The organism is Flavobacterium ginsengisoli (assembly GCF_029625315.1).
GTDB lineage: Bacteria > Bacteroidota > Bacteroidia > Flavobacteriales > Flavobacteriaceae > Flavobacterium > Flavobacterium ginsengisoli.
Window position 1 is genome coordinate 2867479 of sequence record NZ_CP121110.1, and the last position, 15236, is coordinate 2882714.

Consider the following 15236-nt stretch of genomic DNA (forward strand, 5'->3'; position numbering starts at 1 on the left):
AAAAAATGTTTTTTAGAAAAGCTCTACTTTCTGATCTAGAAGAAATGCAAAAATTATTTGCAGAAACCATTCAATCTGTTTGCAAAAGCGATTATAATTCAGAGCAAATTAAGGTTTGGGTTTCTGGTGCAAAAAACAAAGAACGTTGGCTCGATGTAATTAACACACAATTTATCGAATTGGCAATTATTGACAATAAAATTGTTGGGTTTGGAACTCTAAAAAACGAAAACTATATTGATCTATTGTTTATTCATAAAGACTTTCAACGCCAAGCAATTGCAGATAAAATTATAAACAAATTAGAATTCGAAGCTAAAAAAAATCATTCAAAATTTATAACTTCTGATGTAAGCATAACTGCAAAACCGTTTTTTGAGAAGAAAGGTTATATTGTAAAAGCAGAACAAAAAAACATTTTAAAAGGAGTAGAAATCATAAATTATAAAATGAAAAAAGTACTTTTTTAATTGTTGTAGATTTTAGATTTGAAACTTGAAACTTGAAATAAAAGCAATTTCAGCAAGTTTCGGATTTTATACCTTTAAAAACCAAACGATATTTGTATTATAAAATTGAATGAAGATGAATACACAGGAAACCATCAATTATAATCGTATCGCTGAAGCTATAGATTATATCAAAGCTAATTTTAAAGATCAGCCCAATCTGGATGAAGTTGCAGAAAAAGTACATTTAAGTCCATTTCATTTTCAACGTCTTTTTAGCGAATGGGCAGGAACGAGTCCGAAGAAGTTTTTACAATATACGAGCATCGAACACGCAAAAAAACTACTCAAAGAAAGTCAGGCAACCATTTCTGAAACAGCTTTTGAAACAGGACTTTCAGGAACAAGTCGTCTACATGATTTATTTGTAAATATTGAAGGTATGACACCTGCCGAATATAAAAACGGAGGAAAAAATCTTGAAATCAACTACAGTTTTGCCGAAAGTCCGTTTGGAAATATTGTTGTTGCCTCTACTTCAAAAGGCGTTTGTTTTATGGCTTTCGCCGAAGATGAAATAACTGGATTTATCGCTTTAAAAGATAAATTCCCGAATGCCCAATTTTCGAAAAAACTGGATTTATCTCAACAAAATGCCTTATTCATTTTTCAAAACGACTGGAGTAAATTATCAGAAATTAAATTGCATTTAAAAGGAACCGATTTTCAATTGAAAGTATGGGAAGCTTTGCTAAAAATCCCAATGGGACAGCTTTCTACTTACGGTTCTATTGCACATCAAATTCAAAAACCAAATGCTTCTCGCGCGGTTGGAACAGCAATTGGAAGTAATCCTGTTGCTTTTTTAATTCCTTGTCACCGCGTTATTCAATCTTCGGGAACATTTGGCGGTTACATGTGGGGAAACACTCGAAAAACAGCAATTATTGGCTGGGAAGGTGCGCAAATAAATCCATAGTTTTTTTGCCACAAATTCACGATTTTTTAGATCTATGCGAATACAATTCGTGAATTTGTGGCGGAAAAAAATCTCAATCTAAAACTTCTTTATGCAAAATATACAATCAAAAATTGCTTCTCAAAACTGGGAAAGCATTACCGAATCTATGCACGAAAATGGCTTTGCTATTATTTCAAATGTGTTGAATAATGAACAATGCGAAGACTTAAAATTTGATTATGACAATCCCAATTTATATCGAAAAACAGTTGTTATGGAACGTTATCGATTTGGTTTAGGAGAATACAAATATTTTAATTATCCTCTTCCTGATTTGATTGAAAAAATTCGGTCTTCGATTTATCCTAAACTGGCTCCAATTGCTAATTCTTGGATGAAAGTTTTAAATATTGACACGGTATTTCCAGAGAAACATGAAGATTTGCTAAAACAATGTCATGACAATAACCAGCTCAAAGCTACAGTTCTAATTCTAAAATATGGAAAAAGCGGTTTTAATACTTTACATCAGGATTTGTATGGTGATGTTTATTTTCCTATTCAAATTGTGCTTTTCCTAAACGAACCCGATGAAGATTTTACGGGTGGTGAATTTGTTTTGACACAGCAAACTCCACGAGCACAATCTAAAGCGATTGTTTTGAAACCCAAAAAGGGAGATGTTTTAGTTTTTACAACCAATTTTAGACCTGTAAAAGGCACGAAAGGCTACTATCGTGTAAACATGAAACATGGTGTAAGCGAAGTGCATTCTGGTGAAAGATATACGTTAGGTATTATTTTTCATGATGCGTTAAATTAAGGTTCAAAGGTACAGTGACGCAAAGTTTTTTTCTCATTTTATTTCATTTCGACGAAGGAGAAATCTTCTCGAGAAGCTCGACAAAAATTGGATTTTCGTTACGGAGTTACTTGCGAAGATTTCTCCTTCGTCGAAATGACAAACTATATAGAAACTGTATCAAAAAACTTTGCGTTTTCGCGACTTTGCGAGAAATTTATCCGCTCGAAAGACGCATTGCAATGCATCTACACAACGTAATCCACAAAGACATTTTCCTCGCAGATACCAAAGAATTAAACAGATTTTTAATCATAATAATTCCTCTAATCTGTAGCAGATTAAAAACCAATCTTTGCGTAGACGCACTGCGGTGCGTCTCTACAGAATAAAATATCTATAAAAATAAATGGTAAAACATAGCAAAATAACCGATTTGGACCTTCTAAATAAAATTAAAAAAGGCGAAATTTGTTTCGGTGGCAACCAGAAATTAAAAATCTACGGAACACTGAAATGTACTTCGGGGAAAAGAATGAAAAGAGAAAATCGGGTTTTCTTTTTATCTGAAAATGAAGCGAGAGAAAATGGTTTCAGACCTTGCGGACATTGCATGAAATCAGAATATCAAAAATGGAAAAATGGACTTATTTAATCCTCAAATAGACGAAACAACCAATCTGCTTCCGAAAGATGGAACGGTAAATTATTATGGAAAATTATTCTCTAAAACAGAAGCCGATTTCTATCGTGACACTTTACTAAACACAATCGAATGGAAAAATGACGAGGCAATAATCTTCGGGAAATTAATCTTAACCAAACGAAAAGTAGCTTGGTATGGCGATCAGGAATTTGAGTATACGTATTCGAATACCACCAAAAAAGCGTTGCCTTGGACTCCTGAACTTTTAGAATTAAAAAAAATCATTGAAGAGAAAACAGGTGAAATTTTTAATTCTTGTTTGCTAAATTTATACCATACTGGCGAAGAGGGAATGGCGTGGCATAGCGACGCTGAAAAAGATTTAAAGAAAAATGGAGCGATTGGCTCTGTAAGTTTTGGTGCCGAGCGTAAATTTGCATTTAAACATAAAGAATCTAAAAAAACTGTTTCTCTAATTCTGGAACACGGAAGTTTATTGGTTATGAAAGATGAAACGCAAACGCATTGGTTGCATCGATTGCCTCCTACAAAAAGCACTCAAAAACCAAGAGTAAATTTGACTTTTAGAACTATTGTGAGATAAAATTTTACTTCTTTTTTGTCGCAACATTTTCATACGAAAGTATCAGCGCATCTTCAAACATTTCGGGTCTTACTTTTGAAAGTTCGACAATTGTCCAACCTTGTTTACCCCATTTATTTGGAACTTCATGGAAAATTTTTTCGCTTGACGCACAAAAAACAGACTGATCTATTTCGTTTAATTTTATTTCTACCTGATTTCTTTTTTCGTCTAAAGTGGCAAAGATTTTCTTTTTTATTCGAAAGGAAGTTTTCGTAAAATGGGGACCTTCGGTCGCATCTGGAAATGACATTGCTAATTTCCTAACTTCTTCAATTGAAACCATAATCACAATTTTTAAAGATTAAAACTCACTCTTACCAACCTTGGTTCAATCCATTTTTCAGCACTTCATCGTATTTTTCTTTATCAAAAGAATATAAGTTTGGAGCTTTGTGCGCTACGTTGCTTTTCTTTTCATCCAATTTGGTCAGAATTCCAATATTGGTAATTTTACGCAAAAAGTTTCTTCGGTCTAGCTTTTTATCCAAAATCGTTTCATACAATTTTTGCAATTCTGGAATTGTAAATTTCTCAGGCAATAAGTTGTAACCAATTGGCATTAAGTTCAATTCGATTCTTAAAGTATCGAGAGCTTTATCCAGAATTTCACGATGATCTAAAATAAGTTCAGGAACTTCTTTGTGGTCAATCCATTCTACAACTTCATGCCTGCCGGCCGGATTTGGAAGAATTTTCGAAAAATCTACCAAGGCATAATATCCAATCGTAACAAAACGACGCAGGAGCCATTTTCCTTTTGCTTCTTCAATTTTAAGATATTCCAACGTCTTTTTATCAAAGTGCTGTTTGTTACGATCTACTTTTCCAAAGGTTGCAAATTGTCTTAAAAAAACACCATCAACCCCAGTTCTGCTATTCAATACCGTGATTGCAGCCGTATCAATATCTTGATCTACAGGGATAAAACCACCAGGCAAAGACCATTTATTGGCTCGTTCCACTTTAATCAATAAAACTTTTAACTGATTATCATGAAAGCCAAAAATGACACAGTCTATAGACAGCCCTGGCTGGTAATTTTCGTTATTATCTATAATGTCCTTTAGCATCAGATTGGTATAAATTCTTTCTTCTAATAACTCTGCAATTTACTTCATTTTTATAAAACTGAAATGTCTTCTAAAAACAAAGGACCGATTTTCACTAAAACAAAAGTGTTGAAACTACAATTTTAACGAAAATTTAAAATCAAATTTAAAAAAATAAGTACATTGCGTCATAATAACACATTAACAATTTTAATTGTTAAAAATAGAATCAAATACAAAGAAAAATAATGCAAGCTGTTCCCATTTTTCTTCAAGTGAGCGTAGAAATTTAAATACAGAACTTATGATTAACAATCCTTTAAAACACATCGGTAAAAAAATCAGAACCAGAATTTGGTCTTCATTCGGATTTGTTTCAAAAACATATCTTCTGGAAGAATCTCTAAAATATAGCGAAGAACAAGAGAGAATTTTCAATGAAATGATTGTTGAAACTGACGCAAAAGATAAAAAAGCAAAAAGAGAAGCTTACGAAAAAGCTTTGTATGCCTCTTATAAAGGAATTGGCGCAATGGATTTTATAAATATTGTTTTGAAATAAATACCTACACATCTATATAATTTATAATGCTGGCCCCACTTTTGTGGGGTTTTTTATTATAAATTTTACACTAATATGAAAGAAAATGGTCTTTTATTAGTTATTTTAGCCGTTTTAAAAGTAAGAATATACACCTATAGAAAGAATCATGGAAAATATCATTGAACCAGAAAGTTACAAAATTCAAAAACCAGAAAACTGGGCACCTACAATTAACGATGATCAACTTATTGACTATATACAAGAATCGGATTTCTCCAACAAACAGGTTGAAGAAGGTCGCGATTTCTGCTACTTCTTGGATAAAGTTTACTACACAAGCGATACTGAAAATAGCGAATATGCTTGCGTTGCCTACACACTTAACGAACCTTCAAACCTTGAAAGTGCTTCAGTAAGAGATGTTGTTGTTGAAGAAAACGAAACTTATTTGATACACCGAATTAGCGTGTTGAGAGATGGTGTTTTGATTGATAAAATTGCTGATACTAAAATTAAAGTTCTAGATAGCGAAAATCAGAGTGAAGGCGGTATTTTAAGCGACAACAAAAAGGTAAATATTACGATTAAAGATTTACGCCTTTATGATGTTTTAATTACAGAAGATTCGCGTACAAAGGTCTTTACAGATCGTGATTTTATGCGAAAAGAATTTCTTAAATATGTCTATGTAACACCTAGCACTTACTGGGCTTACGGCAAATACAAGTTTTCTTTTATTAATGATAGAAAAGAAAAGATTGCATACAAAAAGACATTTTATAGAGATGAAGAAGGAAATGTATTGCAACCAGAAATTAATTTCTTAGAAAAAGGAGAACGATATGTAATCGAAAAAGAAAATTACATTAACTCTTTTGATTCAAATAGAGAAATTGCTCCTTTTATTGATTTTGCAACAAATCGCAACTGGATTGATTTATCAAATTACATTTCTCCTCTTTACGAAGAAATATACAGTAAAGCCTCTTTGGCTGAATTTGCCCCAAAACTGGTAGAAAAACTAGATGCAATTGCAGATCAAGATGAGAAATTACAGTTTGCTATTGATTATGTTCAAAATCACGTTTACTATATTTATAATGCTGATGAAATGAATGGTCACAAACCGCAAGAACCATCAGTAACTTATGAAAATAAACAAGGAGACTGCAAAGCAAAATCAGTTTTGTTGAAAGTAGTTTTAGATTATATCAATGTTGATTCTTCTGTGGTTTTGGTTAACTTCAATTCAGATCATTACATTAAATATTACCTTCCGTCACTATTAACTTTTAATCATGTTATCGTAAAAATCAATTACAAAGGCGGAGTTTATTTTGTTGATGCTACTTCGAGAGATGAATTTGGATTAATTGAAAATCGTGGTTACATCTATTTTATGCACTATTTGGAAGTGAAACCAAATCTTGAATTACAAATTAAAGAGCCTTACAGATTTCCTTATTATGGTATAAATGAAAAAGCAGATTTTAATGCTCAAAACAATACGGGAACATTAAAATTGGTTACGACTTACAAAGGAAACCGTGCCAATTATATGCGTAAATATTTCAAAAACACCAACAAAAGAGAAATCATTGACAGCTGGAATAATTTCTTGTTCTATACTTTAAATTATTCAAATGATAGAAACGGAACTGATATTAGAACGATTTTTAAAGGTGCAGCAATCGAAATTGTAAGTGATGACAAAAAACAGAATGAATTTACGATTCAGTATAATGCGTCAATCGAAAATCCGTATTTTACAGATGCAGAGAAAAATCGTTTCCTAATGTATTTTGATCGCAATGTGGTTAAAAATGGAGCTCGTGATTTTATGCATACTGACCTTTTGTTTTGGCATAATTTTGACAATGAGAAATACGAAATTAATCTCACGACAGATCAAAAAATAGATACTCAGGAGAAATATACGATTCAAGAAAGTACCATCACAAATCCTTACTTCGATTTTACAAGTCGTAAAAAAGTAACTAAAAATGGTGCTTCTATAAATATCGATTACAAACCATTAATCAACTTAGAAATTCCGAGTGAGGATTTTGAAGATTTTAGAAATGCGCATCACGAAGTTGCAGATAGTAATTTCGGAATTGGAATTGACATTATCGAAGAAGGTTTATTGAATATGCTGAAATACAGTTTCAAGAAACGTCTTAAATAAATTTGACATATAAAAAACGGGGCCTTTTAGGACCCCGTTTTTTGTTAAAACTTAATCTGCTAATTCAAAATCAGATCTCAATTTAATATCTGCCGATGAAGTTCCGATCATTACTTCAAAATCTCCTGGTTCAGCAACCCATTCTAATTTATTATTGTAGAAAGAAAGTTTCTCTTTGTCTATTGTAAATTCGATTGTTTTAGTTTCTCCAGCATTTAATTTCACTTTCTGGAAATCTCTTAATTCTAATACTGGTCTTACAACAGAACCAAATTTATCTTTCAAGTACAACTGAGCTACTTCTTCTCCAGCTACTTTTCCGGTATTTTTCAATTGGAAAGAAACTTTAATAGTTTCGTTGCTTTTTATTTTGGTAGAAGAGAGTTTCAAACCAGAATAATCAAACGTTGTATAACTTAACCCATATCCAAAAGGAAATTTCGGAGAGTTCTTCAAGTCGATATAAGCCGAAACGTAATTTGTTGAATTTTCGTCTTTAGCAGGTCTTCCTGTACTGAAATGATTGTAATAAATTGGCACTTGTCCTACTTCTCTCGGAAAAGTCATAGGTAATTTTCCAGACGGATTATAATCTCCAAACAATACATTTGCAATTGCATTTCCTGCTTCAGTGCCTAACCACCAAGTGTATAGAATTGCTGGAACATTATCTGCAGTGTAATTAAAAACTAATGGTCTTCCAGCATTTATTAAAACTACAACTGGTTTTCCTGTTGCCATAACCGCTTTTACTAAATCTTCTTGAACTCCTGGCAAATGAATATCGCTTCGGCTTTTTGCCTCACCGCTCATATCGTGTCTTTCGCCAATACTTAAAATTACAACGTCAGCTTGTTTGGCTGTTTCAACTGCTTCTGCAAAACCGTCTTTATTGTCGCCAGTAACATCACATCCTTTTGCGTACAATAATTTAGTGTTTTTGCCTACTTTATTTTGTAAACCGTCCCATTGCGAAACTACCCATTGATCGTATTTTACTTCTGGAAGTTCAACAGCCCAAAATCCCATATTGGCTTTGTACTCTTTTACCATTGGTCCAATGAAAGCAATTGTTTTTACACTTTTAGAAATTGGTAAAGTCTGGTTTTCATTCTTCAATAAAACGATACTTTTCTCTGCCATTTCTCGAGCCGCTTTTCTGTGCTCTAAATTGTTTAATGCTTTTTCTTCGCGTTTTGCATCAGAATATTTATAAGGATCATCAAATAGTCCTAATTCGAATTTCTTACGAAGAATGCGTCTTACAGCATCATCAACTAAATCAACAGAAACTCTTCCCTCTTTTACTAATTGAGCTAAATTATAACGGTAAGCATTGCTTTCCATATCCATATCGCTTCCTGCAGTAATTGCAGAATAAGCCGCTTCTTTGAGATCTTTAGAGTAACCGTGAGCTACCATTTCGCCAATTGATCCCCAATCTGAAACTACGAAACCTTGAAAGTTCCATTTTCCTTTTAAGATATCTCTTTGCAGATGTGCATTTCCTGTTGCCGGAATTCCGTTAATATCATTGAACGAATTCATGAATGTTGCTTGCACCAGCATCTAAAGCTGCTTTAAAAGGAGGCAAATACGTTTCCCAAAGCATTCTTTCGCTCATGTCAACAGAGTTGTAATCTCTTCCTCCAACTCCTGCTCCATAAGCGACAAAGTGTTTTACGCAAGCCATAACCGAGTTTAAATCTCCCAATTTATTTCCTTGAAAACCTTTTACTCTCGCATAAGCAATTTTAGAACCTAAATAAGTATCTTCTCCTGCACCTTCCATTACACGTCCCCAACGAGGATCACGACTGATGTCTACCATTGGAGCAAATGTCCAATGAATTCCGCTTGCCGCAGCTTCTGTTGCTGCAACTCTTGCTCCTAATTCGATTGTCGCTAAATCCCAACTTGCCGCTTCCGCTAAAGGAAGAGGAAAAGTTGTTTTGTAGCCGTGAATAACATCTTGTCCAAACAACAACGGAATTTTAAGTCTTGACTGCATTGCCAATTCTTGATATTGTCTGGTATATTTTGTTCCTATAATATTTAACATCGAACCAACTAAACCTTGTTTGATTTCGGCTTGTTTGTTCGGGTTAATGGTAATTGGTCCAGTTGCCTGATTATCGCCAGTGTATTGATTCAGCTGGCCTACTTTTTCTTCAATTGTCATTTTCTTCAACAGATCATTGACTTTCTGATCTATTGACTGCTGCTGTGCCGACGCAATAAGCGAAAGCATAAACAGCGTAACTGTGGTTATTCTTTTCATAGTTTAAGTTTTTACCAAACGTAAGTAGCTACTGCTCCAGCATTTAGTGTGGTTGTGGTTTGTTTTTGATTGTATTTAATATTAAATGTTTCTGCCGAAGCTCCATCATTTTCTACAATTAAAACAGTTTGACCTGATGGAGTTTTGAAAGCTACATTATATAAGTTGCCTGCAATATTACTACCAATTCTTACCGAACCTTCTGGAACAAATTTAGAAGCGTGTCCGATAATATAATATCCCACTTCTCTTTTGATGTTTTGATTTTGATCAATCATCAAAGCTCCTTTACAGGTTGAACATCCTCCTGGCGTAAAAGGTTTGTAGAATTCATCATTTGCTAATCCCCAAGAAAGTGCATTTTTACTCCAGTTTCTCATAGAACCAATAACCACATTTTTCACGCTCCATTTTAAATCAGTTTCAAAATTGGTTCCTGTTCCTGTATATTGTTCTGTAAAATACAAGTCTTTATTTGGAAATTCATTATGAACAGTAGTCAAAGCACTAATATCTCCTTCGTACAAGTGAAAAGCTGATCCTGCTACAAACGAATTTGCTTTTGGATCTCTTAAAATTGTCAAAGGATATTCTGGTTTATTACAGTTGTGATCGTAAACAACAATTTTGGTTTTGATTCCAGCTTTCGCGAAAGCAGGCCCTAAATTATTTCCAATAAAATCTGCTTGCTGCTCTGCCAACATCAATAAACTTGGATTGTTTCCTGGGTGCAAAGGCTCGTTTTGAGGCGTTATAGCGTCAATAACAATTCCGTGAGATTTCATTGCTTGAATATATTTCACAAAATATTCTGCATAAACTTGATAGTATTTTGGCTGTAAACTTCCGCCTTTTGAGCTTCCGTTGTCTTTCATCCAAACTGGTGGAGACCACGGAGAACCCATTATTTTAATTTTAGGATTTATAGCTAAAATTTCTTTTAAAACCGGAATTACATCGTCTAAATCTGGTCCAAGATTAAAATGTTCCAGTTTCAAATCGGTTTGTCCTTCTGGCATATCATCATACGAAAAAACTTTTTCATTCAAATCAGATGCTCCAATACTTATTCTTAAATAACTTAAACCAATTGCGTTGTCTTTTCTTGAGAATAATTCCTGAAGTAAAGCTTCTCTTTTTGGCTTATCCAATTTTTTAATGGCTTGAGCACTTCCTCCTGTTAATGAAAATCCGAAACCTTCTACGGTTTGAAATTTTTCAGCTGGATTTACTTCAATAGTCTGATTTGAATTTGTTTCTGACGCAAAAGCTAAATCAGTTTGTTTTTTAAGTTTTGAGGTCTCGTCTGTAGTGGTAATCCAAGAAGAAACTTTTCCAGTATTTTTTACAGCATTTGTTGAAGATCCACAGTTGAACTGCATTGCAATTAATGGCAGTAAAACTAGAATTTGAAGTTTTTTGTTGATGTTTTTCATGTTAATCTATTTCTATTAAGACAGGCAAATGATCTGAGGGATATTTTAAATCTTTAGAATCACTTAACACTGCGTGTTTTTGAATTTTTAGACCACTCTTTTTTGAAATAAAAATATAGTCTAACAATAATGTTACGGGTTCATTGTGTTTAAAATCGTTGAAAGTTCCTGAAGGTCCAAAAGGTTTTTCTATTGAAACGTCTTTAGTATCATCCATCAATTTCTTGATTTCTCCAATTTGCGTTGTATTGGGTTCAGAATTGAAATCACCCATTAGAAAAGCAGGATAATTTTTTGTATTCAATTCTTTTATTTTAGAAAGAGCAAGCTGTACGCCTTTAACCCTTGCTTCTTCTCCCATATGATCTAAATGCAAATTGAAAACCCAAAATGACTTTTTAGTTTTTAAATCTTTAAAGAGTCCGTATGTACAAACTCTGTTGCAGGCTGCATCCCAACCTCTTGAAACTACGTTTGGGGTTTCAGATAACCAGAAAGTATTTGATTGCTCAACTTTAAAACGGTCTTTTTTGTAATAAATCGTACAAGCTTCTCCTAAACCTCCTTCTTCTCTTCCTACTCCGAATTTGTTATAATTTGGCAAAGCCGATGCAATATCTAAAACTTGATTTGGCGTTGCTTCCTGAACTCCGAAAATGTCTGGGCTGTAAAAACCAATTTGAGATGTAAAATAATCCTTTCGGTTTGGCCAAGCATTTTCTCCGTCTGAAGCAACGTCCAAACGGATATTATATGTCATAATTTTTAAATTCTGACCATAAAATGAGTTCACGGTTAAAAGCAGAATTACTGCAAAAACAAGTTTGTTTATCTTTTTCATGTTAAAAAATTTTAATCTTGTAAAGCTAGTGTTTACGAGGCTTTAAAGAGAAAAATCTATTTAAAAGTTATGTTAATTGTATACTCGTCCATAATCATTTTCATCTTTTTATTATTTAAATGATTTATTTAATATTAAAGCAACTATTATTCTTTTTTACTTCTTCGTTTTATTAATAGCAAAGTCAAAATAGTTCAGATTAAAACCTCCTTTTTCAAATACAACTTTTACTTTGTTTGAACCCGATTTTAATGCTATATCAGATAAAATGACAGTCTTCCATTTATTGTCTCCAGCAGTTGCAGAAAGTGTAATTTCTTTAGATTTTATTCCATCAATTTCTACATACAATTTCCCTTCAGCTTTTTCGCTTGAATAACGAATAGCAACATTATAATTTCCCTGTTTTGCATCAACGGTATATTGAATCCATTCTCCATCTTCGATAAATGAAACTTGATAACCGTTTGAATCTTTGTCTTTACAAGGCAAAATATCAACTCCGTCATTTCTCATGCTGTTGCCAAGATTCCATCTTTCATCTTTTCCGGTTACTGATCTATAATTTACAAAATCATTGTCGAAGTAAGCTTTTCCATTGGTTCCTAAATCATAGTACGTTGCGACAATTTTTCCTGGAACTGTATTCTTTTTGTATGGTTTTGTATCGTCTGTTTGCACTTGTCTAAACATGGCATCTACAACATCTGGTTTAACGGTTACGTTTTCCATTTTATAATTGTCCGCTATTTTCATCAATGTTTTTTTAGCGAATTCTGGAGTTGGTTTTTGGCCGCCGTCTCTCCAATATTTCAAGAGAACATCATACTCTGGAATTTTAGTAACAGAGGCTACTCCTGCAATGTTGTCTATTTTTTTCATTGGCCAGAAAGCCCACCCAATATTGTTACTTTCAACTAAAGTCAAAACATCTTTGAACCAAACATTAGAGTTTTCTCCACTTTCTCCCATCCAAATTGGTACATTGTATTTCTCTCTGTAACCTAACATCGTTTCGATTGAAGCTTTGTCATTATAGTTCCAATATTTGTGAAAGCTTAAAGCTAGATTATCATCCCAAAGAGGAAAAATTCCGTTATAATTATTTCCCCAGCAATTTCCTTCAATAAAAATTAAATGATTTGTATCTACTTCACGAATGGCTTTTGTAACAGCAACCATTAAATCTCTTAAAGGTCCGTTTGAATTTTCGTCGCAACCATTTTTGTTTGATCCGGTAAAATTCCAGTTTGGTTCGTTGATAATATCGTACGCTCCAATCCAAGGATTATCTCTGTATCGAGAAGCCAGTTTTTTCCATAAAGCAATCATTTTTTTCTGATTGGTCTCACTTTGCCAAAGTCCAGGTTTTGTGGTATCAAAATCTGAAATCGCGAGCATCATTTCCTTGTCCGCCAGGAGCTGCGTGTAAATCTAAAATCAAGTAAATTTTATTTTCGGCACACCACTTCAGTAAATTATCTGTCATGGTGAAACCTTCTTCAATCCAAGTGATTTCTCCATTTTTCTCCTGCTCGATTGGCGGAGTATACAAATTGTAATGCATAGGAAGACGAATAGAGTTGAATCCCCATTTTGCTAAAGAGTCAACATCTCGTTTCGTAATTCCGTTTGCTTTGTAGACCGCATAGAATTCTTTTGTTCCTTCTTCGCCAATAACTTCCTGTATTTTTTGTCTAATTTGATATTGCGGACTAGCAAATGGTTGAGTCTGTAACATATAACCCTCTTGCACCATCCATCCACCAAGACCCAAACCTCTTAAAAGAACATTTTTACCATTTCCATCTACTATTTTTTGTCCGTCTCTATGCAAAAAGCCTTGTGCCAAAGAGGCAATCGAAACAAAAAGCAACGATGTTAAAAGTATTTTTTTCATATAAAATAGTTTATCAGATTATTTCCAAGTATAAGTCCCAACAGATCCTCCTTCAAGAGAAGTTGTAACCCATTTTCCATTGAATTTAATATTGAAAGTTTCTGTTTCCGAACCATCATTTTCTACAATTAATACTTTAGAACCTGAAGGCGTAATGAAAGCAACATTCTGTAAGTTTCCTCCTGAGTTACTTTGTATTCTTGTTGATCCCATTGGAACAAATTTTGAAGCATGTGCAATAATGTAATACCCTACATTACGCTCAAAACTATCTCCTGAAGTTATAGTTATAGCACCTTTACACATATTACATCCGCCATCTGTATGAGGACCAAAACTTGAATTATTGGCTAGATTCCACTCTAATGCATTTTTACTGTAATTTCTCATCGATCCGATAATTACATTTCGAAGATGCCATTTTAAATCGCCATCAAATTTCCCATCAGAAGAAGTCCATTGTTCTGTAAAATATACGTTCTTAGTCGGATAAGAATTAAAAACGTTAGTTAAGGCACTAATATCTCCTGCGTATAAATGGAAAGCCGATCCGTCTACAAATGGAAATGCATCTGCATCTGCCAAAATTGCTTTTGGATAATTTGGGTTATCGCAGTTGTGGTCGTAAGCAATAATTTTTACGTTTAGATTTGTCGCTTTAAATGCTGGGCCTAAACTGTTTTTAATAAAAGCTCCCTGATCTGAGGCAGACATATACATACTTGGATTGTTTCCGTCATGCAAAGGTTCGTTTTGAGGAGTTACAGCATCGATTGTAATTCCTTCTGCTTTCATCTGCTGAATATATTTTACAAAATATTTAGCGTATACATCATAATACTCTGTTTTCAGTTCTCCTCCTTTAAAACTAGCTACGTCTTTCATCCAAATCGGTGCAGACCAAGGTGTTGCCAAGATTAAAATCTTTGGATTTATGACTAAAATTTCTTTTAGCATAGCAATTAGAGTTTTGTCTTTTTCTAAACTAAATTTTTCTAGGTTTAAATCTGTTTCGCCAGCGAGCAAGATCGTCGTAAGTAAACGGTGTTGCATTTAAATCTGAAGCTCCAATACTGATTCTTATGTAGCTAACTCCAATTGAATTTGCGCCAGAACCAAACAGTTCCTGCAAAAGAGCCGTTCTTTTAGTCGCGTTTAGCTGGTTTATAACCTCCACACTTCCTCCTGTTAAAGTATATCCAAAACCATCAATGGTCTGATATTTTTGATTGGCATTTACTTCAATATTAGCATAAGTATTTGTTGTTGTACCAAAACCCAATATTCCCGATTGTTTTGCCAATAAAACAGTCTGATTGCCTTTTGTTAGCCAAAAATCAACATCGTTTGTAACTACTACTGGAGGTGTCACTGGAGGATCTACAGGCGGATTTTCTACTGGATCACTTGAAGAAGAACATTTTACTTGAGCCAATACGGCTGCCATAAAGAAAAATGCTTTTATGGTATTTTTTAAATTGAATTTCATTTTT

At 33.6% G+C, this 15236-nt stretch carries 15 protein-coding genes and 1 pseudogene; 7 read left to right on the top strand and 9 right to left on the bottom strand.

Annotation, left to right across the window (positions count from 1 at the left end; translation table 11 throughout):
- Positions 1–5: 5 nt before the first annotated feature.
- The 5 genes from P5P87_RS13365 to P5P87_RS13385 all read left to right on the top strand — a co-directional run bounded on the left by P5P87_RS13365 (position 6) and on the right by P5P87_RS13385 (position 3462).
- On the top strand, positions 6–470 hold the full coding sequence (locus P5P87_RS13365) for a GNAT family N-acetyltransferase (RefSeq protein ID WP_198854560.1): 465 nt from the start codon (positions 6–8) through the stop codon (positions 468–470).
- A gap of 115 nt (positions 471–585) precedes the next feature.
- Entirely contained in the window at positions 586–1428 is an 843-nt protein-coding gene (locus P5P87_RS13370) for a bifunctional helix-turn-helix domain-containing protein/methylated-DNA--[protein]-cysteine S-methyltransferase (protein WP_198854561.1), read from the top strand.
- A gap of 91 nt (positions 1429–1519) precedes the next feature.
- A complete protein-coding gene (locus tag P5P87_RS13375; RefSeq protein WP_198854562.1) occupies positions 1520–2233 on the top strand; it encodes a 2OG-Fe(II) oxygenase in 714 nt (237 codons plus the stop codon).
- Between the two features lie 388 nt (positions 2234–2621).
- A complete protein-coding gene (locus P5P87_RS13380) occupies positions 2622–2867 on the top strand; it encodes an Ada metal-binding domain-containing protein (protein WP_278019608.1) in 246 nt (81 codons plus the stop codon).
- A complete protein-coding gene (locus P5P87_RS13385) occupies positions 2854–3462 on the top strand; it encodes an alpha-ketoglutarate-dependent dioxygenase AlkB family protein (RefSeq protein ID WP_278019609.1) in 609 nt (202 codons plus the stop codon). Before P5P87_RS13380 ends, P5P87_RS13385 begins: the two co-directional genes overlap by 14 nt.
- A 4-nt stretch (positions 3463–3466) precedes the next feature.
- On the opposite strand, the gene P5P87_RS13390 is transcribed toward P5P87_RS13385, so the two are convergent.
- Together P5P87_RS13390 and P5P87_RS13395 are read right to left on the bottom strand one after the other, a co-directional pair.
- Positions 3467–3787 carry an MmcQ/YjbR family DNA-binding protein gene (locus P5P87_RS13390; protein WP_198854565.1) on the bottom strand — a complete coding sequence of 107 codons (321 nt, stop codon included), beginning with the start codon at positions 3785–3787 and terminating at the stop codon, positions 3467–3469.
- A 31-nt stretch (positions 3788–3818) separates the two neighbouring features.
- Complete coding sequence (locus tag P5P87_RS13395) at positions 3819–4574, bottom strand: NUDIX hydrolase (RefSeq protein WP_198854566.1); 756 nt, start codon at positions 4572–4574, stop codon at positions 3819–3821.
- A gap of 283 nt (positions 4575–4857) precedes the next feature.
- Between P5P87_RS13395 and P5P87_RS13400 the strand changes: the two genes are divergently transcribed.
- Positions 4858–5115 carry a hypothetical protein gene (locus P5P87_RS13400; RefSeq protein WP_198854567.1) on the top strand — a complete coding sequence of 86 codons (258 nt, stop codon included), beginning with the start codon at positions 4858–4860 and terminating at the stop codon, positions 5113–5115.
- Between the two features lie 148 nt (positions 5116–5263).
- Positions 5264–7285, top strand: a complete 2022-nt coding sequence (locus P5P87_RS13405; RefSeq protein ID WP_278019610.1) for a DUF3857 domain-containing protein — start codon at positions 5264–5266, stop codon at positions 7283–7285.
- 51 nt (positions 7286–7336) lie between these two features.
- Here P5P87_RS13405 and bglX read toward each other — a convergent pair.
- The 7 genes and pseudogenes from bglX to P5P87_RS13440 all read right to left on the bottom strand — a co-directional run bounded on the left by bglX (position 7337) and on the right by P5P87_RS13440 (position 15232).
- Positions 7337–9566: pseudogene (gene bglX / locus P5P87_RS13410) on the bottom strand (beta-glucosidase BglX).
- A gap of 11 nt (positions 9567–9577) precedes the next feature.
- Positions 9578–11002, bottom strand: coding sequence for a glycoside hydrolase family 30 protein (locus P5P87_RS13415; RefSeq protein ID WP_198854570.1), 1425 nt, complete (start codon positions 11000–11002; stop codon positions 9578–9580).
- Position 11003: 1 nt separating this feature from the next.
- A complete protein-coding gene (locus tag P5P87_RS13420; protein WP_198854571.1) occupies positions 11004–11843 on the bottom strand; it encodes an endonuclease/exonuclease/phosphatase family protein in 840 nt (279 codons plus the stop codon).
- A 156-nt stretch (positions 11844–11999) separates the two neighbouring features.
- Positions 12000–13247 (bottom strand): cellulase family glycosylhydrolase, encoded by a 1248-nt coding sequence (locus P5P87_RS13425; protein WP_278019611.1) that lies wholly within the window; start codon positions 13245–13247, stop codon positions 12000–12002.
- Complete coding sequence (locus P5P87_RS13430) at positions 13222–13743, bottom strand: cellulase family glycosylhydrolase (protein WP_278019612.1); 522 nt, start codon at positions 13741–13743, stop codon at positions 13222–13224. Before P5P87_RS13430 ends, P5P87_RS13425 begins: the two co-directional genes overlap by 26 nt.
- An 18-nt stretch (positions 13744–13761) precedes the next feature.
- Positions 13762–14769, bottom strand: coding sequence for a glycoside hydrolase family 30 protein (locus P5P87_RS13435; protein ID WP_278019613.1), 1008 nt, complete (start codon positions 14767–14769; stop codon positions 13762–13764).
- Positions 14729–15232 (bottom strand): glycoside hydrolase, encoded by a 504-nt coding sequence (locus P5P87_RS13440; RefSeq protein WP_278019614.1) that lies wholly within the window; start codon positions 15230–15232, stop codon positions 14729–14731. The genes P5P87_RS13435 and P5P87_RS13440 overlap by 41 nt, the downstream gene beginning before the upstream one ends.
- Positions 15233–15236 lie beyond the last annotated feature (4 nt).

Excerpts from the sequence above, each read along its gene's own strand:
- P5P87_RS13385 (WP_278019609.1), top strand. The coding sequence starts at position 2,854 with ATGGACTTATTTAATCCTCAAATAGACGAAACAACCAATCTGCTTCCG.
- P5P87_RS13390 (WP_198854565.1), bottom strand. The coding sequence starts at position 3,787 with ATGGTTTCAATTGAAGAAGTTAGGAAATTAGCAATGTCATTTCCAGAT.
- P5P87_RS13395 (WP_198854566.1), bottom strand. The coding sequence starts at position 4,574 with ATGCTAAAGGACATTATAGATAATAACGAAAATTACCAGCCAGGGCTG.
- P5P87_RS13375 (WP_198854562.1), top strand. The coding sequence starts at position 1,520 with ATGCAAAATATACAATCAAAAATTGCTTCTCAAAACTGGGAAAGCATT.
- P5P87_RS13415 (WP_198854570.1), bottom strand. The coding sequence starts at position 11,002 with ATGAAAAACATCAACAAAAAACTTCAAATTCTAGTTTTACTGCCATTA.
- P5P87_RS13430 (WP_278019612.1), bottom strand. The coding sequence starts at position 13,743 with ATGAAAAAAATACTTTTAACATCGTTGCTTTTTGTTTCGATTGCCTCT.
- P5P87_RS13420 (WP_198854571.1), bottom strand. The coding sequence starts at position 11,843 with ATGAAAAAGATAAACAAACTTGTTTTTGCAGTAATTCTGCTTTTAACC.
- P5P87_RS13380 (WP_278019608.1), top strand. The coding sequence starts at position 2,622 with ATGGTAAAACATAGCAAAATAACCGATTTGGACCTTCTAAATAAAATT.
- P5P87_RS13400 (WP_198854567.1), top strand. The coding sequence starts at position 4,858 with ATGATTAACAATCCTTTAAAACACATCGGTAAAAAAATCAGAACCAGA.
- P5P87_RS13405 (WP_278019610.1), top strand. The coding sequence starts at position 5,264 with ATGGAAAATATCATTGAACCAGAAAGTTACAAAATTCAAAAACCAGAA.
- P5P87_RS13370 (WP_198854561.1), top strand. The coding sequence starts at position 586 with ATGAATACACAGGAAACCATCAATTATAATCGTATCGCTGAAGCTATA.
- P5P87_RS13365 (WP_198854560.1), top strand. The coding sequence starts at position 6 with ATGTTTTTTAGAAAAGCTCTACTTTCTGATCTAGAAGAAATGCAAAAA.
- P5P87_RS13425 (WP_278019611.1), bottom strand. The coding sequence starts at position 13,247 with ATGATGCTCGCGATTTCAGATTTTGATACCACAAAACCTGGACTTTGG.
- P5P87_RS13440 (WP_278019614.1), bottom strand. The coding sequence starts at position 15,232 with ATGAAATTCAATTTAAAAAATACCATAAAAGCATTTTTCTTTATGGCA.